We start from the raw sequence: 22287 nt of genomic DNA, 5'->3' as shown, positions 1-22287 counted from the left end.
GCCCGCGTGACCGCTACGTGAACAGCGGCTCCAGCGCCCGCCCCAGATCCGCCGCCTCGCGGAAGTGCACCGTCCGCATCCCCAGGGCCGCCGCCGCTTCGACGTTCTCCTCGGAGTCGTCGACGAACAGACAGCGATCCAGGGATACGCCGGCCAGCTCGGCCGCGTGGCGGTAGATCCGTGGGTCCGGCTTGGCCAGGCCCACGCGGGCGCTGTTGACGACGTGGTCGGCGAGGTCGGTCAGGCCCAGGGTGTCCAGGTCGGACTCCAGGTCCAGGGACGCGTTGGAGACCAGGACCAGCGGGACCCGGATACGGGCGCGCCGGAGCAGGCCGACCACCTCGTCGTCCGCGTGGAAGGGGGACTCCAGGAGGGCCAGAGCCAGTCCGTACGCCGTCTGCGGCTCCGGGACCAGGCCGGCGAGGCCGTCGGCTATCCGCTCGGCCCACTCCTGCGAGGTGATCTCGCCCAGCAGCAGCGGCTGGTCCGTCTCCGGCGCGAACGCGACCTTCTTGGTGGTGCCCTCGGCGATCCCCGCGGCCCGCTCCAGCGCCTCCAGGCGGGAGGAGTCGAAGGACCGGATCACATTGTCGACGTCACACAGAACCGCCCCGAAGGGCGGTCTGTGGTTGTTGCCGTTGCTGTCAGTCACCCGAGACCGTGACCTTCTGGTCGTTGTTGAGCTCGTTCACCAGGGTCTTCACCTTCGCCTTGTCCCAGACGAGGTTGCCGCCGGTGGAGCCGGAGATCGGCATGTTCATCGACGTGCCGTCACCGCCGCTGACACCCTTCATCGCCCAGAACATGGACGCCAGGTCCCACAGGCTCATGTCCTTGTCGACGGTGAGGGAGTCCAGGCCCGCGCTCATCGTCGGGTACAGCTTGAAGGGGTTGAGCACGGTCGACGGCGTCGCCACCTGGTGGGCCAGCGCCGACAGGAACTTCTGCTGGTTCTTGGTGCGCTGGAGGTCGGAGGCGGCGAAGGCGTGCCGGGTACGGACGAAGGCCAGCGCCTGCTCGCCGTTCAGCGTCTGCTTGCCCGCCTTGAAGTCGGCGCCCGAGTACTTGTCCTTGAAGCCCTTGTCGATGTCGATGGTCACACCGCCGACCGCGTCCACGATGTTCGCGAAACCGGCGAAGCCGATCTCCACGTAGTGGTCGATGTGCAGGCCCATGTTGGCCTCGACGGTGCGCACCAGCAGCGTCGGCCCGTCCTCCGCGTAGGCGGCGTTCAGCTTCGTCTGCCGGCCGGTGCTCTGGTAGGTCTTCCCGGACGTCGATCCCTTGTACGTCGGGATCGTCACGTTCGAGTCGCGGGGCAGCGAGATCAGCGTGTCGCCGTTGTCGCCGACGTGCAGGATCATCATCGAGTCGGTGCGCTTGCCCTCCGCGGAGCCGGTGTGCAGCTCCTTCTTCTGCTCGGAGGAGAGCCCGGCGCGGCTGTCGGAGCCGACGATCAGGTAGTTCGTGCCGTCGCCCGCCGCGGGACGGTCGATGACGGTGGACAGGTCGACGTCCCGGTGCAGCTTGGAGTCGGCCCAGAAGTACGTGGCGACGGACGTGACGACCATCACCGTCACCAGTGTGATCGCGGTCCACTTGATACGGCGCCGCCAGTTCGGCCGCGGCCGCGGCTCGCCCTGGTAGCCGCCGCCCGGTCCGCCGCCGTTCGGCGAGCCGTAGACCTGGCCGGTGTTGTAGCCGCTGTCGTAGTCGTTGCCGTACTGGTCGCCGCCGTACCCCTGGCCGTCGACGTACGTCGGCTGCTGGGGCACGTTCTGGCCGTACGGCGGCGCGGACGGGCCGGAGCCCCCGTACGCGCCCGAGGCGGGCCGGCGGACCTGCCGCATGACACGAGCGCTCTCAGGCTGTGCGCTCGCGCTGCCGCCCCCGTACCGGTTGCCGCGGTTGTCTCCGGACCATCCCTCGGGCCAATCGTTCATGGGCCCCAGTGTGCAGGGAGCGGCGGTCCCCTTTACAAGGGTCGTAGGAAAATCAGGGCACTGCTGTTGCGAACCCAACACAAAGTCCGCAGATGTCCGGTCGGCACAAGAGCCTGGGTCACGTCCTCGGCCGGATCAGCGCGCGGCGTCTGGTGCTCCCCCAGAGGGGGCACCCCCAGATCGCAAGGCGCCGGAGCACCCTCGTGGCGGAGCCACGTGGGTGGTTCGGCAACGCGGCTGGGGGTCCCCCCTCTGGGGGAGTGCGTGCCAGGCGTCGCGTGCCCGGCCGAGGACATGACCCAGGCTCTAGGGTGGGGGCCATGACAGACCAGGCCACCGCCGCGGAAGCCGACATCCCGGGCAAGCCCACCTCGGCGTCCCGGACCACGCTCAGCCACATCATGACCCACAACGACACGAACCTGCTGGGGACCGTGCACGGCGGCGTGATCATGAAGCTGGTGGACGACGCGGCGGGCGCGGTGGCCGGCCGGCACAGCGGCGGGCCCGCGGTCACCGCGTCCATGGACGAGATGGCGTTCCTGGAGCCGGTCCGCGTCGGTGACCTGGTCCATGTGAAGGCCCAGGTCAACTGGACCGGCCGGACCTCGATGGAGGTGGGGGTCCGGGTCCTGGCGGAGCGCTGGAACGAGTCGACACCGGCCACCCAGGTCGGCTCCGCGTACCTGGTCTTCGCGGCCGTGGACGCCGACGGCAAGCCGCGCCGGGTCCCGCCGGTCCTCCCGGAGACGGAGAAGGACAAGCGGCGCTACCAGGAGGCCCAGATCCGCCGCACCCATCGGCTGGCGCGGCGGCGGGAGATCATGGAGCTGCGGGAGAAGCGGGCGGCGGAGGGGCTGGACGACTGAGCCTTCGGCTCCCCGGACTTCCCGTTCACCCCTTCACCTCGAACCAGAGCAGCTTGCCCGCACGGCGGTCGAAAGGGCTGTCACCGAGGGGTACGCCGCCCCAGCAGTCGGCGTATTCCTGTACGAGCCCCAGCCCGCGTCCCCCGTCGGCATGCGCCGGGGCGAGCGGGACCTGATCACAGGGCGGCCGGCCGAAAGGCGCGGGAATCCGAGGGTGACTGTCCCAGACCCCGACGCGCATACGCCCATCGGCGAGTGCAGTCAGGCGGAGGGACGCGGGGCCGTTGGTGTGCAGGTAGGTGTTCGTCACCATCTCGGAGGTCAACAGCTCGACGGCGTCGAGGACTTCGAGCCTGCCGTGGCTGTGCAGCACCGACCGTACGGTCATGCGTGCGACCCGTGCCGCCCGTGGGTCATGGGGCAGGCGGAGGGCGTACACCCAGGTGTCGCGCGGGGATACGGTGCGCATGGAAACCTCCAGAACTCACAGGGAAGGGAGCTCGGGCTCGCTCGCTCAACTGCCGCGCAGGGCGGTGGCATTGCCTGGGTTGGTGCGCTTCCGGCTTATGGGCGTGGGGAGTTGGGCGGCACGTGACAACCGTAGGGCAGATGGTTAGATACATCTAACCGAATGAGATAAAACCATCCAAGCTTCACTCGTGCGAGGGAACGCACCGCCGCCTCGCGGCCAGGAAGGAGGCGCCGTGCCGCCCACCAACAGCCCCACGCTCCGACAGCGAAGACTGGGTGCGGAGCTGCGCAAACTCCGCGAGCGCGCGGGACTCACCGCCACTGGCGCCGCCGAACTCCTCGGAGTCAACCAGGCGCGCGTCAGCATGATCGAGACCGGCCGCACGCCCATCAGCTCCGATCGCCTCCGCGCCATGGCGGGCGCCTACGATTGCAACGACGAGGAACTCGTCGACGCCCTCGCCGCGATGACGGGTCGGCGAGCCCGGGGCTGGTGGGAGGAGTACCGCGATCACGTACCGGTCGCCCTGGTCGACTTGGCCGAGTTGGAGCAGCATGCCTCCGGGCTTCGCGCGGCACTCCTGATCCACATCCCGGCACTGCTGCAGACCACCGACCATGCCCGCGCCCTCTTCCAGGCAGTGGTGCCACCGATGCGACAGTACGAGATCGAGCACCGCCTCACGCATCGAATGAAGCGGCAGGGCGTCCTGCACCGGTCAGATCCGCCTCCGTACACGGCGATCATTCACGAGGCGGCGCTCCGTATGGACTTCGGCGGTCCCGTCGTCGCCCGTGGGCAGCTCAAGCATCTGCTCGACATGAGCGAATTGCCTCACGTGACCGTCCGAGTGATCCCCTTCGGTACAGACCACTTCCCGGCCACCGGCCAGTCCTTCGACTACGTCGAGGGCTCCGTCTCCCAGCTCGACACGGTCCAGTTGGACTCGCACCACGGCGCCTGCGAATTCCTCGACGCCGAGGCCCAGTTGAACAAGTACCGGGCCGTTCTGGACCGCATGGAGTCCTGCGCGCTCAGCCCCGCCGAGACGCGGGACTTCATCCACCACCGCATCCAGGACCTGTGAAGGAACCCACCATGCAGAGCCTCAACTGGCAGAAGTCCACGTACAGCGGCGACGGCTCGAACTGCGTGGAGATAGCCACCACCCCCACCACCATCCACATCCGCGACTCCAAAACTCCTACCAGCCCCCACCTCAGCCTCCAGACCACTGCCTGGGCGAAGTTCCTCTCGCAACTCCAGTGCTGAGTTCCAACCAATGCGTGTGCAAGTTCTCGCAAGTTCCTGGTCTCCGTTCGGTGTTGGGCACAAGATCGAGCACAGAGGCCCGACTACAAGGAGGCGGCGATGGCGCTGATCAAACTTGGCCAGGATCCCGAGAGCCCGGAGGGCAAGTCGCCCACCATTTACCTCGACGACGAGAAGGGCACCTACCTCGTACAGGGCTGGAAGGTGCTTGACGAAGCCCGTCGTTCACAGCTGGACCTTCCGGGCCACGAGGACGTGATCGAGATCCCGCAGCGCATGGTGCAGTTCTTTCCGGAGGTGATGAACGGTGGTGGCGGCGCCGGCTCTTGCGGAGCGGTTGCGGAACTGCACGCGCTCCGCAGTCCATCTGGAGATGCGCGACGAGTACATGCGCTCCGACCCCCGGTTCGCCGCCTGGCAGAACGGTGTCCGTGACGATCCCGCCGAACGCGACCCAGAACGCCGGCCATGGCTACGACTCATCGCCGACCTCGTAGCCCAGGGAGTGGAAGTACGCAGGGCCCGGATCGTCTCGGAGCCCGTGTCGGACTACATCCGCTTCGAACACCACCTGACCGGCCCCACCGTGGAAGCCGGCGAGCAGGTGCGCTGGCTTCCTCGCCGCCGCGCATCCGCGCTGGCCCTGCCCGGCAACGACTTCTGGCTCTTCGACGACAGCTCGGTCCTCTTCCACCACTTCGGCGGCGACGGTGAACTCGCCCCAGACGACGAAGAGTTCACCGAGGATCCAGCCGTCGTGAAACTGTGCGCGGACGCTTTCGAGGCCGTTTGGACCCGAGCGGTGCCCCATGCGGACTACAGACTCGCCTGATCCAGAATTCCCAGTGTGACGTCATCCAGTGTTCAGCAAGCACGGCAGGCCCTCGGCCGGCGTCTTCGCGAGATCCGCCGGGACGCCGGCCTCACGGCACGGGAGCTGGCCAGGCGTGCCGACTGGCACGAGTCGAAGTGCTCACGGCTTGAGAACGGGCGCACACTCCCCTCCGACTCGGATATTCGGACGTACACGACGCTCTGCGCCGCCCAGCACCAGAACGCCGACCTGATCGCCACGGCACGTGGCATAGAAGGCGCGTACGTCCAATGGCGGCGTATGGAGCGGGCGGGCCTGCGGCGCGTCCAGCAGTCCGTGGCGCCGCTCTTCGAGCGCACCCGCCGCTTCCGGGTCTACCAGTCCTGGGTGATCCCCGGCCTGCTCCAGTCTGCCGCCTACACCCGCGCCGTACTCAATACCGTGGCCCAACTCCGAGATGTGCCGGATGGCATCGACGACGCGGTGGCCGTCCGCATGGATCGGCAGCGCATTCTCCACTCCGGCAACCATCGGTTCGCCATGCTCGTCGAGGAATGGGTGCTGCGCACGGTCATCGGTGACAACGAGACCATGGCCGGCGCGCTCGGCCACCTGATCTCAGTCGCATCGTTTCCCTCTGTCAGCCTGGGCGTCATCCCTCTCGGTACACCGCGCGGTGCCGGTTGGCCCGTCGAATCGTTCACCATGTACGACGACGCACAGGTCAACGTGGAACTCGTCTCCGCCCACCTCACCGTTACCCAGCCGGGCGAGATAGCGGAGTACGCAAAAGCCTTCAGGGAACTGTCCGCCATTGCCGTCTACGGCACACAGGCCAGGTCGCTCATCACCGCCGCCATCGACACCCTCGGGTGATCACCGCGCAAGCTCATGCAAGTTCGTAGCACCCGGCGCCCGCCGCTTCCTACGGTCGTTCACATCGACGCGGAATCGATCGGGAGGGTGCGGTGCGATGGGCGAGAGCAGGGCGCAGGACGCCGAGTCGGCCGGCCGTCTGGGCAGCAGTGAGGCCCGGCAGTTCCTCTCTCGACTCTCCGGAGCATTCGGAGTGGACGGCGTGCTCTTGGTGCGGAAGAGCGGCCCCGGCCCCGAGGGCGCTGATCTGGCCCCCAGTTCGGCTTTGCACTGGCCACATTGTGAGTGCGGGAGCCCGAAGTGCCCTGACTCCAAAGCCCCGACCGACAGGTCGGCCGAAGGCCTCAGCAGCAGAGTCGCCGAGGCCAACGCGCGGAGCCGCAGGGGTGGGCTGTGAGCAGCAGGACGGTCCTGCGGTACGTGATGCACCGGATCACCGAGCATCCCGACACGGACCTCACATTCGAGGCTGAGTGCCTGCACTGCAAGTGGAAGGCGACGCCTTCCGACGACTCGGCGGCCGTCGATGTGGAGTGCATGGCCCACACGGGCCGCTCCGGCCATGCCGGCTTCCGTCGCATCCGCACCTCATTCGCCGTGGCCGTCCGCGCCGAGTAGAGACCCGCCGCAAGAAGGACCTGAACTCCCGTCCAACCGGGCGGAGGCGGTCAGCCATGGCCGCGATCAGCTGAGCAGGAAGGTGCAGTGATGCTGGACGGAAACGATCTCTACGCCCTCGACATCGACGGGACCTCGTTCGTGAAAGCGTGCGGCGGACCCTGCACGGAAGGGTGCGTGACCCTCGCCCGGATCGGTGAGGACGCCTGGGCCCTCGGCGACAGCAAACGGCCGGACGCTCAGCCGCTGAGGTTTACCACGGAGGAGCTGGACGCGGCCGGTATCGACCCGGCGCGGTTCGGCCTGGGCGTCTGATTCGTCCTCGCCCTGTCGGTCGGGCCCGGTTCAGATTCGGTTTCCTGGGCCGTGCCCGACCGGTTCCCCGTCCGCCACACTCGAACTGGACCGACTCGTGCACCACCACGGCTACGTGTGGACCGGGCCCAAAGAACGCTTCGACCAAGAGGCGCTACGGCGACCTCCGCATCTTGATCCGCCACCCCCGCCGGCTCCCAACGACCCTGTGGGAGAACGGTTGTTGCAGCGCTACCGGGAAGTGGCCACGGAATTCCCCACCGTCGATCTGCCACCACTGGAAATCGCCTACTGGCTCCTCAAGCCGCGTTCACTGGTTCGCGGCACATGGGACGAGCCGAAGGAAGCGGCCGCCTGGCTCGGGGAGCAGCTGACCGAGCATGCGCACCGATTCGCCTGCGAGCAGGACCAGGCCGTCAGCCGAGTGGGCAGGCTGGTCGACTCCGCCGCTGAACGACTCGCCACGGGAGCCGACGTGTCGTACGGCTTCTATCTCGAACGCCCCTCGTACCTGCACTTGGCCGTGGTGACCTGTTCCCCGAACCGCTCGACGCCCACCCTGCCTTGTCCTCTCGTATGAGCAAGGCACGCTCAAGACACCTTGAAGGAGGCTGCCGTGTACCTGGACGGCGACGAATGGAACGCGTACTTCCGGGACTTCAAGCGCTCCGCGTTCCGGCTCGAAGTGCACCAGACCTACACCATGCCGGGCGAGGCGGCGACCTTTCGTGACTTCCTGGCCGGCGAGCGCATGCCGGACGGCTTCAACTCGCAGTGGCATCGGACCATTTGTGCGCACGCGGCGGCGGGCCGAACGATGACCCGCGCGAAGACAGTGCGCCGGCCGCTCACGCCGTACAGCAGGTACCTCTTCTCGTGGGCGGTGCCGACGAACGTCGCGGCCGGGGAGGACTACCGCATCGTCGATCTGACCGACCGGCCGAACCCTGGACGGCCTGAGCAGGACTTCTGGATGTTCGACGAGACGACTGTCGTTCATCTCAACTACCGGCCGGACGGGACACAGATAACCGGGAGTTGATGACGGAGGACATCAGCCGGTCCTTGGAGTGAAGCCCCGGTCCGGGCCCAAGGCGGCCGACCGGGGCTTCCTCCATGGCCCGTTACGGCAGGTTCCGCGCCATCACGATCCGCTGGACCTGGTTCGTGCCCTCGTAGATCTGCGTGATCTTCGCGTCGCGCATCATGCGCTCCACCGGGTAGTCGCGGGTGTACCCGTACCCGCCCAGCAGCTGCACCGCGTCCGTCGTGACCTCCATCGCCACGTCCGAGGCGAAGCACTTGGCCGCCGCGCCCTGGAAGGTGAGGTCGGCGTCGCCGCGCTCCGAGGCCGCCGCGGCCTGGTAGGTGAGGGCGCGGGCCGCCGCGATCTTCATCGCCATGTCGGCGAGCATGAACTGGATGCCCTGGAAGTCGGCGATCGGCTTGCCGAACTGCTTGCGCTCCTGGACGTAGCCCTTGGCGTAGTCGAGGGCGCCCTGGGCGACACCGAGCGCCTGCGCCGCGATCGTGATGCGGGTGTGGTCCAGGGTCTTCATCGCCGTGGCGAAGCCGGTGCCCTCCTCGCCGATCATGCGGTCCGCGGGGATGCGGACGTTGTCGAGGTAGACCTCGCGGGTCGGGGAGCCCTTGATGCCGAGCTTCTTCTCGGGGGCGCCGAAGGAGACGCCCTCGTCCGACTTCTCGACCACGAACGCCGAGATGCCCTTCGAGCGCTTGGTCGGGTCCGTCACCGCCATGACCGTGTAGTAGTCGGAGACGCCGGCGTTGGTGATCCAGCGCTTCACGCCGTTCAGGACCCAGAAGTCGCCGTCGCGGACCGCCTTGGTCTTCATGCCGGCCGCGTCCGAACCCGCGTCCGGCTCGGAGAGGCAGTACGAGAACATGCCGTCGCCCTTGGCGAGCGGGGTCATGTACTTCTTCTTCAGCTCCTCGGAGCCGGAGAGGATCACCGGGAGCGAGCCCAGCTTGTTCACCGCGGGGATCAGGGAGGAGGAGACGCAGACCCGCGCCACCTCCTCGATCACGATCACCGTGGCCAGCGCGTCGGCGCCCGCGCCGCCGTACTCCTCGGGGACGTGCACGGCGTGCAGGTCGCTGGCGACCAGTGCGTCCAGGGCCTCCTGCGGGAAGCGGGCCTCCTCGTCCACCGCGGCGGCGTACGGCGCGATCTTCGCCTCGGCCAGTGAACGGATCGCGTCACGGAGCATGTCGTGCTCCTCGGACGGGCGGTACAGGTCGAAGTCAGCCGATCCGGCCAAGGTCTCTCACGCTCCAAAACGCTGCGATTGCCGACGCTAATTACCGTTAAGTAACTCAAATTTTAGGGGGCGGCTCACAGGAGGGATACGTGAGCTTGGCGACAGCGGGAAAAGTGCCCCGGGAAGGCCCTGCGCAAGCCCCGGATATGCTCGGGCAGCGCAGCAGACCCAGTCCCCCTCAGGAGCACCCATGAGCCTCAAGATCACTGTGATCGGCACCGGCTACCTCGGCGCCACGCACGCCGCGGCCATGGCCGAGCTGGGCTTCGAGGTGCTCGGGCTCGACGTGGTGCCGGAGAAGATCGCCAAGCTGGAGCGGGGCGAGGCCCCGATGTTCGAACCGGGCCTGGACGAGCTGCTGCGCAAGCACGTCGCCGGGATCGAGGGCTCCACCGGGCGGCTGCGCTTCACCATGGACTGGGCCGAGGTGGGGGCCTTCGGCGACGTGCACTTCCTGTGCATCAACACCCCGCAGAAGCACGGCGAGTACGCCTGCGACATGTCGTACGTCGACTCCGCCTTCGCCTCCCTCGCGCCGCATCTGACCCGGCCCGTCCTGGTCGTCGGCAAGTCGACCGTGCCGGTGGGGTCCGCCGACCGGCTGGCCCGCTTCCTCGTCGAGAACTCCCCGGCCGGCGAGGGCGCCGAGCTGGCCTGGAACCCGGAGTTCCTGCGCGAGGGCTTCGCCGTGGAGGACACCCTGCACCCCGACCGGATCGTGGTCGGCGTCCGCAGCGAGCGGGCCGAGAAGCTGCTGCGGGAGGTGTACGCGACGCCGGTCGCCGAGGGCACGCCCTTCGTCGTCACCGACTTCCCGACCGCCGAGCTGGTGAAGACCTCCGCGAACTCCTTCCTCGCCACCAAGATCTCCTTCATCAACGCGATGGCGGAGATGTGCGAGGCCTCCGGCGGCGATGTCGCCAAGCTCGCGGAGGCGATCGGGTACGACGACCGGATCGGGAAGAAGTTCCTGCGGGCCGGCATCGGCTTCGGCGGTGGCTGTCTGCCCAAGGACATCCGGGCGTTCATGGCGCGCGCCGGTGAGCTCGGCGCCGACCAGGCGCTGACCTTCCTGCGCGAGATCGACTCGATCAACATGCGCCAGCGCGGGCAGATGGTGGAGCTGGCCCGGCAGATACTGGGCGGCGGCTCCTTCCTGGGCAAGCGGGTCGCGGTGCTCGGCGCCACCTTCAAGCCCGACTCGGACGACGTCCGCGACTCCCCCGCGCTGAACGTCGCCGGGCAGATCCACCTCCAGGGCGGCCAGGTCACGGTGTACGACCCCAAGGGCATGGACAACGCCCGCCGGGTCTTCCCGACGCTCGGGTACGCCGACAGCGCGGTCGAGGCGGTGCGGGGCGCCGACGTCGTACTGCATCTGACGGAGTGGCGGGAGTTCCGCGAGCTGGACCCGGCGGCGCTGGGCGAGGCCGCGGCGGCCCGGGTGATCCTGGACGGGCGCAACGCGCTGGATCCGGCGCTGTGGCGGAAGGCGGGCTGGACGTACCGGGCGATGGGGCGCCCGACCGCTTAGACGTGAACAACGCCGCTTAGACGTGAACAACGCCGGTTAGACGTGAACGACGCCGGTTCGGCCGAGGCTCAGTCGGCCGAACCGGCGTCTCGTTGCATTCTGCACCACCGGCCCGTGCGGCGGCCGGGGAACTACTTGGCCCGGTACCGCCGCATCTTCGCGCGCGCCCCGCACACCTGCATCGAGCACCAGCGGCCGCGGCCGGCGGGGCTGCGGTCGTAGTACGCCCAGTGGCAGGTCTCGGCCTCGCAGGCCTTGAGGCGGTTCCAGGTGCCGTCGACCAGGGACTGGGCGACGGCCGCGGCGACCCGGGACGGCAGCGGGCGGGCGTCGGCCGGGGCGAGGGCGGCCGAGCCGTCGGCCGGGTCGACCGTGACGCGCAGGGGTGCGGACGCCAGCAGCTCGCCCAGCGGCCTGACCCGGGCGTGCGGCGCGTGGCCGGCGTGGGCCAGCAGCGCGACCCGCAGGGCCTCCCGCAACTCGCGCGCGCCCGCGACCTCGTCCTCCGCGAGCCCGAAGCGCGCCCTGCCGTCCGCGGTGTCGAGGGCGTCGGCGCCCGATTCGATGTCCAGGGTGTTGACCAGGGACTCGACCAGGGCCAGACCGCCCGGCGCGGCCGATCTCTCACTCATGCTTGCGACGTTACCTCCAATGCGCCAGTATGCAGTAACCGTTACTGGCTGAACCCGTCTAGAGGTAACACCGGAGGTAATCATGGCTCTCGCCAAGCTCGGTGCCGTCGTCCTGGACTGTCCCGACCCGCGACTGCTCGCCGGCTTCTACGCCGAGCTGCTCGGCGGCACCGTCGAGGTGGAGGACGGCTGGGCGGACCTCACCACCCCCGACGGCCGGGCGCTGGCCTTCCAGGCCGCACCCGGCTTCACCGCCCCGCAGTGGCCCTCGCCCGAGCACTCGCAGCAGTTCCACCTGGACCTGACCGTCGAGGACCTCGACAAGGCCGAGGCCGGTGTCCTGGCGCTGGGCGCGAAGCCGCTGGACGCCGACGACCGGTCGCGGACGTTCCGTGTGTACGCCGACCCGGCGGGGCACCCGTTCTGCCTCTGCGCCTGCTGAGCAACCTCGAACCTGGAGGACACCATGCCCGTGGCCCGCTTCCGCTCCGTCGTGCTGGACTGCCCCGACCCGCGCGCGCTCGCCGACTTCTACGCGGCGGTCGCGGGCGGCACCCCGGTCGCCGAGGACGACGACTGGGTCGTACTCCGGGTGCCGGACGGGCCTCGGCTCGCCTTCCAGCGGGCCGAGGGCTTCACGCCGCCCGAGTGGCCGCGCGCGGACCGCAACTCGCAGCAGTTCCACCTCGACTTCGACGCCGGGGCGACCTGGGCGGAGATCGACGCGGCGCACGAGCGGGTGCTGGCGCTGGGCGCACGGCCGCTGGACCTGGAGGACCGGGAGAAGAAGGACTTCCAGGTGTACGCCGATCCGGCGGGGCATCCGTTCTGCCTCTGCCGGATCGAAACCCCCTGAACCCCGGATCGGGGCCCGGTCACCCGTCCAGGTCGGCGATCTTCGCCGTCGACGGCTCGCGGCGCTGCTGCGCGGCACGGGCCGTGAAGTCGGCGCTGCGCAGGACGCGCTGGACGTTGCCCCAGGTCAGCAGGGCGATGTCGGCCTCGGACCAGCCGCGGTGCAGCAGCTCGGCGATGAGGTGCGGGTAGCAGGAGGCGTCGCCGAGGTCCTGGGGGTGGGCGGTGCCGGCGTCGTACGTACCGGACAGGCCCACGCACTCCGGGCCCGCGATCTCGCGGACGTGGTCGAGGTGGTCGGCGACGTCGCGCACCGACGGGCCGGTCTGCTCGGCGGTCAGCGGCACCATGCACAGTCCCTTGGCGGCGCCCAGCTCCGTGAGCAGGCCGTCGGGGAGATTGGCGGGGTGGGGGCGCAGGGCGCGGGCCGCGGAGCGGGTGAACAGGACCGGGGACTTGGACACCGCGAAGGCGCGGTGGATGGTGTCGGCGGAGGCGCCGGAGAGGTCGGCGAGCACGCCGAGCCGGTTCATCTCGCGGACGACCTCCTCGCCGAAGCGGGTCAGCCCGGCCTCGCTCGCCCAGGTCGCGCCGGAGAGGGTGAGGATCCGCAGGCCGAGAGCGTGCAGGGAGCGCAGGATGCCGAGGGAGTCGCCGAGGGCGGCGGCTCCGGCGGGGCCCAGCAGGACGGCGACGCGGCCGCAGTTGCGGGCGTCGGTGGTCTGGCCCGCGGTGCAGGTGAGGCGGAGGCCCTCGGGGTGGGCCTGTACGACGGTCTTGACCAGGTCCAGCTGCTCCAGGGTGGCCCCGACGGCCCGGTCCCCGGCGAGGCCCTCCGGCAGGTGCAGCGACCAGAACAGGGCGCCGACGTGCCCCTCGCGCATCCGGGGCACGTCCGTGTCGACGGCGCTCTCGCCCAGCTCCAGGTCGTACCAGGGCAGGTGGCGCAGCGCCCAGGGCAGCCCGCTGTAGCCGTCGGCGACGGGGTGCGCGGCGAGGATGGCGTGGGCGCGCTCCAGCGGTGCGGAGTCCGGGTCGGAGACGGGGCTGTACGCCTCGGCGGCCTCGAAGGGGTCGGGCAGGCCGTCGAGCCCGCCGACCTCGGTGGGAGGGTGCAGTTCGTCCTGGAGGTCTGCCATGGCGGGCTCCGTACGTCGTGATCGCAGTACGGTTCACCGTCGCACGGAGGGCGGGTGGCTTCCTGGTGGGTGGGGCGTTCGGGCGTCGGCCGGTTCAGCGACCCCGACGCCCCCGCGCACCTCAGCCGTCGAGCTGCTCGATGGTCGCGTTCGACGGCCCCCGTGTGGCTTGCAGCTCCCGGGCCACGTCCTCCGCGGCGCCCAGCACGCGTACCGAGTTCTGCCAGGTCAGCTTGGCCAGGTCGGTCCTCGACCAGCCGCGGTCGAGGAGCTCCGCGATCAGGTTGGGGTAGCCGGAGACGTCGCTCAGGCCGTCCGGGGTGAAGGCCGTGCCGTCGTAGTCGCCGCCGATGCCCAGGTGGTCGATGCCCGCCACCTCGCGCATGTGGTCCAGGTGGTCGGCGACGGTCGACACCGTGGCGACCGGGCGCGGGTTGCGCTCCTCGAAGGCGCGGTGCACCTTCATCGCCTCGGGGGTGGTCTCCAGGTGGTGCAGACCGTGGGCGCGCATGTTCTCGTCGGCCGCGGCCGTCCAGTCCACGGCCGCCTGGAGCACGAACTTCGGCACGAACGTCACCATCGCGACGCCGCCGTTGCCGGGGAGGCGTTCGAGGACGTCGTCCGGGATGTTGCGGGGGTGGTCGCAGACGGCCCGCGAGGAGGAGTGCGAGAAGACCACCGGGGCCTCGGTCGCGTCCAGCGCGGCCCGCATGGTCGTCGCCGCGACGTGCGACAGGTCGACCAGCATGCCGAGCCGGTTCATCTCCCGGACGACCTCGCGGCCGAACGCGGACAGGCCGCCGACGTTCGGCTCGTCCGTCGCCGAGTCCGCCCAGTCGTTGTTGTCGTTGTGCGTGAGCGTCATGTAGCGGACGCCCAGGTCGTACAACCCCCGCAGCGTGCCGAGGGAGTTGGCGATCGAGTGGCCGCCCTCCGCTCCCATGAGGGAGGCGATACGGCCGTCCTGCCGCGCCTTCTCCATGTCGGCCGCGGTCAGCGCGGGCGCCAGGTCCGCCGGGTACCGCGCCAGCAACTGCCGTACGCAGTCGATCTGTTCGAGCGTCGCCGGCACCGCGTCGGGCAGGTCGGAGCGCACGTACACCGACCAGTACTGCGCACCGACCCCGCCCTCGCGCAGGCGCGGGATGTCGGTGTGCAGGTGTGCGTTCTGGTGTACGGCGATGTCGCGGGCGTCAAGGTCGTAGCGGACCTGGTTGCGCAGCGCCCAGGGGAGGTCGTTGTGGCCGTCGACCACCGGGAAGTCGGCGAGGAGCGCGCGGGCCTCCGCCAGGGAGGTCGGCCCGGTCATTTCCCGAACCCGAATCCGCCGCCGCTGCTCTCGACCTTGGTGCGCAGGCGCTTGCCCTTCTCGGTGGCCTGGTCGTTCAGGTCCTGCTGGAAGTCGCGCATCTTCTGGAGGAGGTCCTCGTCGTGGGCGGCGAGGATGCGGGCCGCGAGGAGGCCGGCGTTGCGGGCGCCGGCGACCGAGACGGTGGCCACGGGGACGCCGGCCGGCATCTGCACGATCGACAGCAGGCTGTCCATGCCGTCGAGGTACTTCAGCGGGACGGGGACGCCGATGACCGGGAGCGGGGTGACCGAGGCGAGCATGCCGGGCAGGTGGGCCGCGCCGCCCGCCCCCGCGATGATCACCTTCAGGCCGCGGTCGGCCGCCTGCTCGCCGTACGTCACCATCTCGCGCGGCATCCGGTGCGCGGAGACGACGTCGACCTCGTACTCGATCTCGAACTCGTCGAGGGCCTTGGCGGCGGCCTCCATGACGGGCCAGTCGGAGTCCGAACCCATGACGATGCCCACGACGGGGCCGGCAGCGGTGCTCATTCGGTGATGGTGCCTCTCAGGTAGCCGGCTGCGTGACGTGCGCGGTCGAGAACGTCGGCCAGGTCGTCGCCGTAGGTGTTGACGTGGCCGACCTTGCGGCCGGGCTTCACGTCCTTGCCGTACATGTGGATCTTCAGCTGGGGGTCGCGGGCCATGCAGTGCAGGTACGCGGAGTACATGTCGGGGTAGTCGCCGCCGAGGACGTTGACCATGACCGTCCACTTCGCGCGGGGGCGCGGGTCGCCGAGGGGGAGGTCGAGGACCGCGCGGACGTGGTTGGCGAACTGGCTGGTGATCGCGCCGTCCTGGGTCCAGTGGCCGCTGTTGTGCGGGCGCATCGCGAGTTCGTTGACGAGGATGCGGCCGTCGCGGGTCTGGAACAGCTCGACGGCCAGGTGGCCGACGACGTCCAGTTCCTTGGCGATGGTCAGGGCCATCTCCTCGGCCTTGAGCGCGAGGGACTCGTCCAGGTCGGGGGCGGGGGCGATGACCGTGTCGCAGACGCCGTTCACCTGCTGGGACTCGACGACGGGGTACGCCACCGCCTGGCCGTGCGGGGAGCGGACGACGTTGGCGGCGAGTTCGCGGACGTAGTCGACCTTCTCCTCGGCGAGGACCGGGACGCCCGCGCGGAAGGGGTCCGCGGCCTCGGTCTCGTTGTCGACGACCCACACGCCCTTGCCGTCGTAGCCGCCGCGGACGGTCTTGAGGACGACCGGGAATCCTCCCCCACTCTCGGCTCCGCTCGAGCGGGCGGTGCCCCCATCCTCGGCGCCTTCGGGGAGGCCTTCCGCCGCGAACGCGGCCACGTCCGCCGGATCGGTCACGATCCGGTGCCGTGGGCACGGGATGCCGATCGCGTCGAGCCTCGCGCGCATCACGCCCTTGTCCTGGGCGTGCACCAGCGCGTCGGGGCCGGGGCGCACGGGGATGCCGTCCGCCTCCAGCGCCCGGAGGTGCTCGGTGGGTACGTGTTCGTGATCGAAGGTGATCACATCGCAGCCCTTCGCGAACTCGCGGAGCGTGTCGAGGTCGCGATAGTCGCCGATGACGACATCGCTCACGACCTGCGCCGCGGAATCCTGAGGGGTGTCACTGAGGAGCTTGAACCTGATGCCCAGCGGGATGCCTGCCTCGTGTGTCATACGAGCGAGCTGGCCCCCGCCGACCATGCCGACTACCGGGAACGTCACGCCCCTAGGGTATCGGCCGCGCCGACGCGACCGGTTTCCGGCCGGTTCCGGGGTCTCTTACCGCACTCTTCCCGGACTTTTCCGCCTCTTCCCCCGCTCTTCCCATCCTGTTTCCGACCTGTGAGCTCATCCACAGGAGTTTATGAAGGGGGGTGGTTAGCATGGCTGAGTTGACGAAAACGCCGATACCACCGACCGGACGGGGGCCTTCAGGACCATGGGACAGGGTTCCTCCGGGCTGCGAAGGCTCGCGCACGAGATCGCCAAGTTCGGTGCGGTGGGTGCGCTCGGCACCGTCGTGAACTTCGGCGTGTCCAACCTGCTGTGGCATCTGACCAGCCTGCAGGCGGTGCGCGCCAACGTGATCGCCACGGTCGTCGCGATCGGCGTCAACTATCTGGGCTTCCGCTACTTCACCTACCGGGACCGCGACAAGAGCGCCCGCACGAAGGAGCTCTCCCTCTTCCTGGCCTTCAGCGCGGTCGGCCTGGTGATCGAGAACGGCATCCTGTTCGCCGCGATCTACGGCTTCGGCTGGGAGAGCGCTCTGGAGCGGAACGTCTTCAAGGTCGTCGGCATCGGGCTCGGCACGCTGTTCCGGTTCTGGTCGTACCGCACGTGGGTCTTCAAGACGCTGCCGGCCCGGGAGGCGGTGGCCGACGCGGAATCGTTCCTGGAGGAGGCAGACCCGACCGAGGTGCTGCCGCTGCCGAAGGCGGAACAGCGGGTCAGCTGACGTCCGGGTCGCGTGTCCGGGGACGGCCACCCCTGGGGCGTGTCCGGCGCCCCAGCCCTTGGGTGAGCTGTCCGAGGCCCCTCAGCTCACAGCCACCCCCGCTCGCTCAGCGAAACCATCGACCCCTCTCCGACCTCCGACCACGCTCAGGGGACCACCGGGTGGTCATCCACCTCCGGCCACACGCAGGAGGGCACCGGCGGGCCTCATCCCCCTCCGCCCCTCAGCGGACCGGCGGGGCCTCTTCCGCCTCCGACCCTCCGCCGACCGGCGGCTCGTCCGCCCTCTCCGGCCACACTCAGCGAACCGCCGATGCCCCTGCTGCCTCCCCCATCAGCGGACCATCGACCCGTCTGCCGTCTCCAGCGGCGCTCAGTCGGACCCGCCGGGCCCTCGCCCATCTCCGGTCGCCCTCGGTGAAACGTCGGGGGCCCTTCTCCCTCCGGACTCGGCGGATCGTCGGCTCGTCTGCTCAGGTCGGAGCCGCCGGGTTCTCATCCGTCTCCGGGCGCCCTCAGCGGACCGTCGGTTCCTCTTCCGTGTCCGGGCGCTTCAGTGGAGGGGTGCGGGACAGGAACAGGCCGAATACCGGGGGCTTGGTCTGGAGCATTTCCAGGCGGCCGCCGTCCGCTTCCGCGAGGTCCCGGGCGACCGCCAGGCCGATGCCCGTGGAGTTGCGGCCGCTGATCGTGCGCTCGAAGATGCGGGCGCCGAGGTCGGCCGGGACGCCGGGGCCCTCGTCGGTGACCTCCACCACCGCCTGGTTGCCGGTGACGCGGGTGCGCAGGGCGACCGTGCCGCCACCGTGCATGAGGGAGTTCTCGATCAGTGCCGCAAGGACCTGGGCGACCGCACCCGGCGTGCCGACGGCCTGCAGATGCCGCTTGCCGGAGCTGACGATCGCCCGCCCGGCGCTGCGGTAGGCGGGCCGCCACTCGGCGAGCTGCTGCTGGATGACCTCGTCGAGGTCGAAGGAGACGGCGTTGCCGGCCCGGGGGTCGCGGGAGTTGGTGAGGAGACGCTCCACCACGTCCGTGAGGCGCTCGACCTGCGTGAGCGCGACGTTCGCCTCCTCCTTCACCGTGTCCGGGTCGTCGGTGAGGGTGATCTCCTCAAGCCGCATGGAGAGGGCCGTGAGGGGCGTACGGAGCTGGTGGGAGGCGTCGGCCGCCAGGCGCCGCTCGGCCGTGAGCATGCGCGCGATGCGCTCGGCGGAGGAGTCGAGGACGTCGGCGACCCGGTCCAGCTCCGGGACGCCGTACCGCTTGTGCCGGGGCCGCGGGTCCCCGGAGCCCAGCCGCTCGGCGGTCTCCGCGAGGTCGGTGAGCGGGGAGGCGAGCCGGTTGGCCTGCCGGATGGCCAGCAGTACGGCCGCCACGACCGCGAGCAGCGCCACCAGGCCGATGATCAGCAGCGTCCGGCCGACCTCCCGGCTGACGGTCGACCGGGGCTCCTCGACGACGACGGTCTCGCCCTCCTCGCCGCTGGCATGGCCCCGGATGACCTCGCCCTCGGGCCTGGTGCCGAGCTCGATGACCGGCTCACCGGGGATCCGCACGACGGCGTACCGGTCGCCGGTCACCTGGCCGTGCAGCACCTCGGCGCTGACCGCCCCGGCCACGTTCAGCCGACTGTCCACGATGCTGGCCAGCCGCTGCGCCTCGGAACTCACCCGCTCCTGGGCGCTGTTGCTGATGGTCCGGGTCTCGACGATGACGAGGGACACGCCGAAGACGGCGATCACGACGAGCACCACGGCGAGCGTGGACTGGATCAGTCGACGGCGCATGTCCTCTGTACCTGGCTCACATGTACCTGGCTCACATGGGTCGGGCTACCGGCGGGGGTTCAGCTCTTCTCGAACCGGAAGCCCACGCCACGCACGGTGGCGATGTACCGGGGGTTCGCCGCGTCGTCGCCCAGCTTCTTGCGCAGCCAGGAGATGTGCATGTCGAGCGTCTTGGTCGACGACCACCAGGTCGTGTCCCACACCTCGCGCATCAGCTGGTCCCGGGTGACCACCCGCCCCGCGTCCCGCACCAGGACCCGCAGCAGGTCGAACTCCTTGGCGGTGAGCTGGAGTTCCTCGTCGCCCATCCACGCGCGGTGCGACTCCACGTCGATCCGCACCCCGTGGGTGGCCGGCGGCTGGGCCGGCTCGGCGGCGCCGCGCCGCAGCAGGGCCCGGACGCGGGCGAGCAGTTCGGCGAGGCGGAAGGGCTTGGTGACGTAGTCGTCGGCGCCGGCGTCGAGTCCGACGACGGTGTCCACCTCGTCGGCGCGCGCGGTCAGGATGAGGATCGGCACGGTGTGGCCTTCGGCACGCAGACGGCGGGCGACTTCGAGGCCGTCCATGCCGGGCAGACCGAGGTCCAGCACGACCAGGTCGACGCCGCCCTGCATTCCGGCGTCGAGTGCGGTGGGGCCGTCCTCGCGCACCTCGACCTCGTAGCCTTCCCGGCGCAGGGCGCGGGCCAGCGGCTCCGAGATGGACGCGTCGTCCTCGGCGAGCAGTACACGGGTCATGAGGTGATGGTAGACCGCTCTTGACATGTGCTGGGGTGTGATCGGCGCGCGTGATTCTTACCTTCGGGCGCCACGCAAGGAACCTGTGGATCTGCGGTGTGATCTTCGCGGGGACCTTGGAAAAGGGGTGTACGGTTCCTTCGACACCTGTGATCCGTGTCTCAAGTCCTTCCTTTTCCGGCACTACCCTGCCGTATGGTGAAAAAACAACGCCTGTAGCACTGCGGGGACCTTCGGCGGACAAACGCTGAAGGTCTCTTTTGTGTGCGGTAAACCCCCACCAGCAAGGATCGACCATGGCGTCCAGCCTGACGAAGGACTCGGTCACCCCGGGCACCCCCGGCACCGAGAAGACCTTCTTCGGCCACCCCCGGGGACTGGCCACTCTCTTCATGACCGAGATGTGGGAGCGCTTCTCCTACTACGGCATGAAGGCCCTTCTCACCGTCTACCTGCTCTCCGGCGGCCCCGGTGCCGGCAAGGGGAGCATGGGCGGCGGTCTGGCCATGGATGTGGCCACGACCACAGTGATCGTCTCCGTGTACTCGGCGATGGTGTACCTGCTCGCCATGCCCGGTGGCTGGCTCGGCGACCGCGTCTGGGGTCCCCGCAAGACGGTGACCATCGCTGCCGTCACGATCATGGCCGGCCATCTGACGCTGGCGCTGCCCGGTGGCCAGGCTCCGTTCTTCGCGGGTCTCGCACTGGTCGCGGCCGGTTCGGGTCTGCTCAAGGCCAACATCTCCACGATGGTGGGCCACCTGTACGACGGACCGGACGACCCGCGACGCGACGGCGGCTTCACGATCTTCTACATGGGCATCAACGCGGGTGCGTTCTTCGCCCCGCTGGCCATCGGCACCGTCGGCCAGAAGGTCAGCTGGCACCTCGGCTTCGGCATGGCCGCGGTCGGCATGGCGATCGGTCTGGCCGCGTTCCTGCTCGGCACCCGCAACCTGAGCCCGAAGAGCAGCGTCGTCCCGAAGCCGCTGGCGGCCGAGGAGCGTGCGGCCTGGCTGCGCAAGGGCCTGCTCTGGGTCATCGCGGCGACCGTCTTCTATGGTGTCGTCGGTGTCACCGGCCACTTCACCCTGAACTGGGCGATGATCCCGCTCACGGTCATCGGTCTGGTCGTCCCGGCGGGTGTGCTGCTGCGCATCAAGCGGGACAAGGAACTGTCGGCCACCGAGCAGTCGAAGATGACCGGCTACATCTGGTTCTTCGTCGCGGCCGCCGTGTTCTGGATGATCTACGACCAGGGCGCATCCACGGTCCAGGCGTTCGGCGAGGGCAAGGCGTCGACCTCGCTGCTCGGCTTCGACTTCCCGACCTCCTGGTACCAGTCGCTGAATCCGCTGTTCATCATGGCGCTGGCCCCGGTCTTCGCCTGGGTGTGGGTGTGGCTCAACCGCAAGGGCAAGGAGCCCAGCACCATCGTGAAGTTCTCGATGGGCCTGGTCCTGATCGGCGTCTCGTTCTTCTTCTTCCTGATTCCGCTCGCCATGGCGGCGAACGGCACGGCGGTCAGCCCGATGTGGCTGGTGGGCATCTACTTCATCCAGACCGTGGGTGAGCTGTGCCTGTCGCCGGTGGGTCTGTCGGTGACGACGAAGATGGCTCCGGCGAAGTACGCCTCCCAGATGATGGGCGTGTGGTTCCTCGCGGTCACCGCGGGCGACTCGATCACGAGCCTCCTGTCCAACCCGGCGATCGCCGGCGTCGACCTCGGCGGCACACCGGCGGTCTTCGGTGAAGCGGCCCTGGCCGCGCTCGCGGGCTTCGCCGTGTGGATGTACCGCCGGAAGGTCAAGTCCCTGATGGGCGAGGTCCACTGACGTTCCGCCCGGAACGCCGGAAGGCCCCGCACCGTGCGACCGGTGCGGGGCCTTTCGCTCGGCCTTGCGTCAGGCCCTGGTCTCGACCGACCAGGAGCGGGTGAAGCTGCTGAACCCGCACATCACGGTCGACTTCTGCCCCGGCTTCACCCAGGGACCGAACAGGACCCACGGGATCTCGTGCGGGTTGCCCCGGCCGCGCACCACGTCGCACACCAGCTTGACGCGGTGCTTGGCGACGGCCTTGCCGGAACCGGTCTTCTTGCACGAGGAGGTGGCCTTGGGCCGCCCCAGGTCGAGATGCACCTCGGCCTTGCACTTGTACCTGGCCCCCGCAGCCTCGGCCGGCGCCGCCGCCACGAGCCCGGTCCCGGCCGCCATGAGAACGGCGGCGAGCACACCACTCGCCGCCTTCTTCCCCCAGATCATTTGCTCCTCTTTCCTCTACGGAGCGTCGAGCACGATGGTCAATCGTTCAACTGCTCATTCACTCCGCACTCAGTGCGCTTGCTCGCTTGCTTGCGCGAACGCCAG

Annotated in this window: 26 protein-coding genes and 1 pseudogene; 15 read left to right on the top strand and 12 right to left on the bottom strand. The window is 69.4% G+C overall.

Features of this window, described 5'->3' with window-relative positions; translation table 11 throughout:
• Nucleotides 1-13: 13 nt before the first annotated feature.
• Nucleotides 14-652 (bottom strand): HAD family hydrolase, encoded by a 639-nt coding sequence (locus tag MQP27_RS16185; RefSeq protein WP_242765844.1) that lies wholly within the window; start codon nucleotides 650-652, stop codon nucleotides 14-16.
• Nucleotides 645-1943, bottom strand: coding sequence for an LCP family protein (locus tag MQP27_RS16180; RefSeq protein ID WP_242765843.1), 1299 nt, complete (start codon nucleotides 1941-1943; stop codon nucleotides 645-647). The genes MQP27_RS16185 and MQP27_RS16180 overlap by 8 nt, the downstream gene beginning before the upstream one ends.
• Nucleotides 1944-2263: 320 nt before the next feature.
• Between MQP27_RS16180 and MQP27_RS16175 the strand changes: the two genes are divergently transcribed.
• The gene (locus tag MQP27_RS16175; protein ID WP_242765842.1) at nucleotides 2264-2812 is read left to right on the top strand and encodes an acyl-CoA thioesterase; all 549 of its coding nucleotides are present in this window, start codon (nucleotides 2264-2266) and stop codon (nucleotides 2810-2812) included.
• A 25-nt stretch (nucleotides 2813-2837) separates the two neighbouring features.
• Here the strand turns inward: MQP27_RS16175 and MQP27_RS16170 are convergent, their stop codons facing one another.
• On the bottom strand, nucleotides 2838-3281 hold the full coding sequence (locus tag MQP27_RS16170) for an ATP-binding protein (RefSeq protein ID WP_242765841.1): 444 nt from the start codon (nucleotides 3279-3281) through the stop codon (nucleotides 2838-2840).
• A gap of 235 nt (nucleotides 3282-3516) precedes the next feature.
• On the opposite strand from MQP27_RS16170, the gene MQP27_RS16165 reads away from it, so the two are divergent.
• From MQP27_RS16165 to MQP27_RS16125, 9 genes and pseudogenes are all read left to right on the top strand, one after another.
• The gene (locus MQP27_RS16165; RefSeq protein WP_242765840.1) at nucleotides 3517-4371 is read left to right on the top strand and encodes a helix-turn-helix domain-containing protein; all 855 of its coding nucleotides are present in this window, start codon (nucleotides 3517-3519) and stop codon (nucleotides 4369-4371) included.
• An 11-nt stretch (nucleotides 4372-4382) separates the two neighbouring features.
• The gene (locus MQP27_RS16160) at nucleotides 4383-4556 is read left to right on the top strand and encodes a DUF397 domain-containing protein (protein WP_242765839.1); all 174 of its coding nucleotides are present in this window, start codon (nucleotides 4383-4385) and stop codon (nucleotides 4554-4556) included.
• Between the two features lie 99 nt (nucleotides 4557-4655).
• A pseudogene (locus MQP27_RS16155) lies at nucleotides 4656-4865 on the top strand (hypothetical protein); the annotation flags it as partial.
• Between the two features lie 64 nt (nucleotides 4866-4929).
• Nucleotides 4930-5388 (top strand): DUF6879 family protein, encoded by a 459-nt coding sequence (locus MQP27_RS16150; protein WP_242765838.1) that lies wholly within the window; start codon nucleotides 4930-4932, stop codon nucleotides 5386-5388.
• A gap of 6 nt (nucleotides 5389-5394) precedes the next feature.
• Entirely contained in the window at nucleotides 5395-6246 is an 852-nt protein-coding gene (locus tag MQP27_RS16145) for a helix-turn-helix domain-containing protein (RefSeq protein WP_372511205.1), read from the top strand.
• A 393-nt stretch (nucleotides 6247-6639) separates the two neighbouring features.
• Nucleotides 6640-6864 carry a DUF7848 domain-containing protein gene (locus tag MQP27_RS16140; protein ID WP_242765836.1) on the top strand — a complete coding sequence of 75 codons (225 nt, stop codon included), beginning with the start codon at nucleotides 6640-6642 and terminating at the stop codon, nucleotides 6862-6864.
• A 90-nt stretch (nucleotides 6865-6954) separates the two neighbouring features.
• Nucleotides 6955-7179: a DUF397 domain-containing protein gene (locus MQP27_RS16135; protein ID WP_242765835.1), complete on the top strand. Its 225-nt coding sequence runs from the start codon at nucleotides 6955-6957 to the stop codon at nucleotides 7177-7179.
• Between the two features lie 97 nt (nucleotides 7180-7276).
• The gene (locus MQP27_RS16130) at nucleotides 7277-7759 is read left to right on the top strand and encodes a hypothetical protein (RefSeq protein ID WP_242765834.1); all 483 of its coding nucleotides are present in this window, start codon (nucleotides 7277-7279) and stop codon (nucleotides 7757-7759) included.
• A gap of 36 nt (nucleotides 7760-7795) precedes the next feature.
• Nucleotides 7796-8221 (top strand): DUF6879 family protein, encoded by a 426-nt coding sequence (locus MQP27_RS16125; protein ID WP_242765833.1) that lies wholly within the window; start codon nucleotides 7796-7798, stop codon nucleotides 8219-8221.
• Nucleotides 8222-8303: 82 nt separating this feature from the next.
• On the opposite strand, the gene MQP27_RS16120 is transcribed toward MQP27_RS16125, so the two are convergent.
• A complete protein-coding gene (locus MQP27_RS16120; protein WP_242765832.1) occupies nucleotides 8304-9461 on the bottom strand; it encodes an acyl-CoA dehydrogenase in 1158 nt (385 codons plus the stop codon).
• 190 nt (nucleotides 9462-9651) lie between these two features.
• Between MQP27_RS16120 and MQP27_RS16115 the strand changes: the two genes are divergently transcribed.
• Nucleotides 9652-10995, top strand: coding sequence for a UDP-glucose dehydrogenase family protein (locus MQP27_RS16115; protein WP_242765831.1), 1344 nt, complete (start codon nucleotides 9652-9654; stop codon nucleotides 10993-10995).
• Between the two features lie 131 nt (nucleotides 10996-11126).
• Here MQP27_RS16115 and MQP27_RS16110 read toward each other — a convergent pair whose 3' ends face one another.
• Nucleotides 11127-11627 (bottom strand): CGNR zinc finger domain-containing protein, encoded by a 501-nt coding sequence (locus tag MQP27_RS16110; protein ID WP_242765830.1) that lies wholly within the window; start codon nucleotides 11625-11627, stop codon nucleotides 11127-11129.
• 82 nt (nucleotides 11628-11709) lie between these two features.
• Here MQP27_RS16110 and MQP27_RS16105 point away from each other — a divergent pair, with 82 nt between their 5' ends.
• Both MQP27_RS16105 and MQP27_RS16100 read left to right on the top strand, forming a co-directional pair.
• Nucleotides 11710-12069 (top strand): VOC family protein, encoded by a 360-nt coding sequence (locus tag MQP27_RS16105; RefSeq protein ID WP_242765829.1) that lies wholly within the window; start codon nucleotides 11710-11712, stop codon nucleotides 12067-12069.
• A gap of 24 nt (nucleotides 12070-12093) precedes the next feature.
• Nucleotides 12094-12483, top strand: a complete 390-nt coding sequence (locus MQP27_RS16100) for a VOC family protein (RefSeq protein WP_242765828.1) — start codon at nucleotides 12094-12096, stop codon at nucleotides 12481-12483.
• Nucleotides 12484-12502: 19 nt separating this feature from the next.
• On the opposite strand, the gene MQP27_RS16095 is transcribed toward MQP27_RS16100, so the two are convergent.
• The 4 genes from MQP27_RS16095 to MQP27_RS16080 all read right to left on the bottom strand — a co-directional run bounded on the left by MQP27_RS16095 (nucleotide 12503) and on the right by MQP27_RS16080 (nucleotide 16656).
• The gene (locus MQP27_RS16095) at nucleotides 12503-13621 is read right to left on the bottom strand and encodes a dipeptidase (protein WP_242765827.1); all 1119 of its coding nucleotides are present in this window, start codon (nucleotides 13619-13621) and stop codon (nucleotides 12503-12505) included.
• 121 nt (nucleotides 13622-13742) lie between these two features.
• Complete coding sequence (locus MQP27_RS16090; RefSeq protein WP_242765826.1) at nucleotides 13743-14930, bottom strand: dipeptidase; 1188 nt, start codon at nucleotides 14928-14930, stop codon at nucleotides 13743-13745.
• Nucleotides 14927-15463: a 5-(carboxyamino)imidazole ribonucleotide mutase gene (purE, locus tag MQP27_RS16085; RefSeq protein ID WP_242765825.1), complete on the bottom strand. Its 537-nt coding sequence runs from the start codon at nucleotides 15461-15463 to the stop codon at nucleotides 14927-14929. The genes MQP27_RS16090 and purE overlap by 4 nt, the downstream gene beginning before the upstream one ends.
• Complete coding sequence (locus MQP27_RS16080; protein ID WP_242765824.1) at nucleotides 15460-16656, bottom strand: 5-(carboxyamino)imidazole ribonucleotide synthase; 1197 nt, start codon at nucleotides 16654-16656, stop codon at nucleotides 15460-15462. Before MQP27_RS16080 ends, purE begins: the two co-directional genes overlap by 4 nt.
• 217 nt (nucleotides 16657-16873) lie before the next feature.
• Between MQP27_RS16080 and MQP27_RS16075 the strand changes: the two genes are divergently transcribed.
• Complete coding sequence (locus tag MQP27_RS16075; protein ID WP_242765823.1) at nucleotides 16874-17392, top strand: GtrA family protein; 519 nt, start codon at nucleotides 16874-16876, stop codon at nucleotides 17390-17392.
• A gap of 514 nt (nucleotides 17393-17906) precedes the next feature.
• Here the strand turns inward: MQP27_RS16075 and MQP27_RS16070 are convergent.
• Nucleotides 17907-19181, bottom strand: coding sequence for a sensor histidine kinase (locus MQP27_RS16070; protein WP_242765822.1), 1275 nt, complete (start codon nucleotides 19179-19181; stop codon nucleotides 17907-17909).
• Between the two features lie 59 nt (nucleotides 19182-19240).
• The gene (locus MQP27_RS16065) at nucleotides 19241-19918 is read right to left on the bottom strand and encodes a response regulator transcription factor (RefSeq protein ID WP_058928367.1); all 678 of its coding nucleotides are present in this window, start codon (nucleotides 19916-19918) and stop codon (nucleotides 19241-19243) included.
• Between the two features lie 296 nt (nucleotides 19919-20214).
• Here MQP27_RS16065 and MQP27_RS16060 point away from each other — a divergent pair, with 296 nt between their 5' ends.
• Nucleotides 20215-21753 (top strand): peptide MFS transporter, encoded by a 1539-nt coding sequence (locus MQP27_RS16060; protein ID WP_242765821.1) that lies wholly within the window; start codon nucleotides 20215-20217, stop codon nucleotides 21751-21753.
• A 69-nt stretch (nucleotides 21754-21822) separates the two neighbouring features.
• Here MQP27_RS16060 and MQP27_RS16055 read toward each other — a convergent pair whose 3' ends face one another.
• Nucleotides 21823-22182 carry a hypothetical protein gene (locus MQP27_RS16055; protein ID WP_242765820.1) on the bottom strand — a complete coding sequence of 120 codons (360 nt, stop codon included), beginning with the start codon at nucleotides 22180-22182 and terminating at the stop codon, nucleotides 21823-21825.
• Nucleotides 22183-22287: the final 105 nt, after the last annotated feature.

This window comes from Streptomyces cylindrosporus (assembly GCF_022698165.1).
Taxonomy (GTDB): domain Bacteria; phylum Actinomycetota; class Actinomycetes; order Streptomycetales; family Streptomycetaceae; genus Streptomyces; species Streptomyces cylindrosporus.
This window is presented reverse-complemented; position numbering and strand designations above follow the sequence as displayed.

What these genes read in the sequence shown, in the direction of transcription:
- MQP27_RS16090 (WP_242765826.1), bottom strand. Translation starts at nt 14,930, where the DNA reads ATGACCGGGCCGACCTCCCTGGCGGAGGCCCGCGCGCTCCTCGCCGAC.
- purE (WP_242765825.1), bottom strand. Translation starts at nt 15,463, where the DNA reads ATGAGCACCGCTGCCGGCCCCGTCGTGGGCATCGTCATGGGTTCGGAC.
- MQP27_RS16135 (WP_242765835.1), top strand. Translation starts at nt 6,955, where the DNA reads ATGCTGGACGGAAACGATCTCTACGCCCTCGACATCGACGGGACCTCG.
- MQP27_RS16175 (WP_242765842.1), top strand. Translation starts at nt 2,264, where the DNA reads ATGACAGACCAGGCCACCGCCGCGGAAGCCGACATCCCGGGCAAGCCC.
- MQP27_RS16110 (WP_242765830.1), bottom strand. Translation starts at nt 11,627, where the DNA reads ATGAGTGAGAGATCGGCCGCGCCGGGCGGTCTGGCCCTGGTCGAGTCC.
- MQP27_RS16180 (WP_242765843.1), bottom strand. Translation starts at nt 1,943, where the DNA reads ATGAACGATTGGCCCGAGGGATGGTCCGGAGACAACCGCGGCAACCGG.
- MQP27_RS16115 (WP_242765831.1), top strand. Translation starts at nt 9,652, where the DNA reads ATGAGCCTCAAGATCACTGTGATCGGCACCGGCTACCTCGGCGCCACG.
- MQP27_RS16065 (WP_058928367.1), bottom strand. Translation starts at nt 19,918, where the DNA reads ATGACCCGTGTACTGCTCGCCGAGGACGACGCGTCCATCTCGGAGCCG.
- MQP27_RS16170 (WP_242765841.1), bottom strand. Translation starts at nt 3,281, where the DNA reads ATGCGCACCGTATCCCCGCGCGACACCTGGGTGTACGCCCTCCGCCTG.
- MQP27_RS16060 (WP_242765821.1), top strand. Translation starts at nt 20,215, where the DNA reads ATGGCGTCCAGCCTGACGAAGGACTCGGTCACCCCGGGCACCCCCGGC.
- MQP27_RS16055 (WP_242765820.1), bottom strand. Translation starts at nt 22,182, where the DNA reads ATGATCTGGGGGAAGAAGGCGGCGAGTGGTGTGCTCGCCGCCGTTCTC.
- MQP27_RS16075 (WP_242765823.1), top strand. Translation starts at nt 16,874, where the DNA reads ATGGGACAGGGTTCCTCCGGGCTGCGAAGGCTCGCGCACGAGATCGCC.
- MQP27_RS16100 (WP_242765828.1), top strand. Translation starts at nt 12,094, where the DNA reads ATGCCCGTGGCCCGCTTCCGCTCCGTCGTGCTGGACTGCCCCGACCCG.
- MQP27_RS16150 (WP_242765838.1), top strand. Translation starts at nt 4,930, where the DNA reads ATGCGCGACGAGTACATGCGCTCCGACCCCCGGTTCGCCGCCTGGCAG.
- MQP27_RS16160 (WP_242765839.1), top strand. Translation starts at nt 4,383, where the DNA reads ATGCAGAGCCTCAACTGGCAGAAGTCCACGTACAGCGGCGACGGCTCG.
- MQP27_RS16105 (WP_242765829.1), top strand. Translation starts at nt 11,710, where the DNA reads ATGGCTCTCGCCAAGCTCGGTGCCGTCGTCCTGGACTGTCCCGACCCG.
- MQP27_RS16095 (WP_242765827.1), bottom strand. Translation starts at nt 13,621, where the DNA reads ATGGCAGACCTCCAGGACGAACTGCACCCTCCCACCGAGGTCGGCGGG.
- MQP27_RS16070 (WP_242765822.1), bottom strand. Translation starts at nt 19,181, where the DNA reads ATGCGCCGTCGACTGATCCAGTCCACGCTCGCCGTGGTGCTCGTCGTG.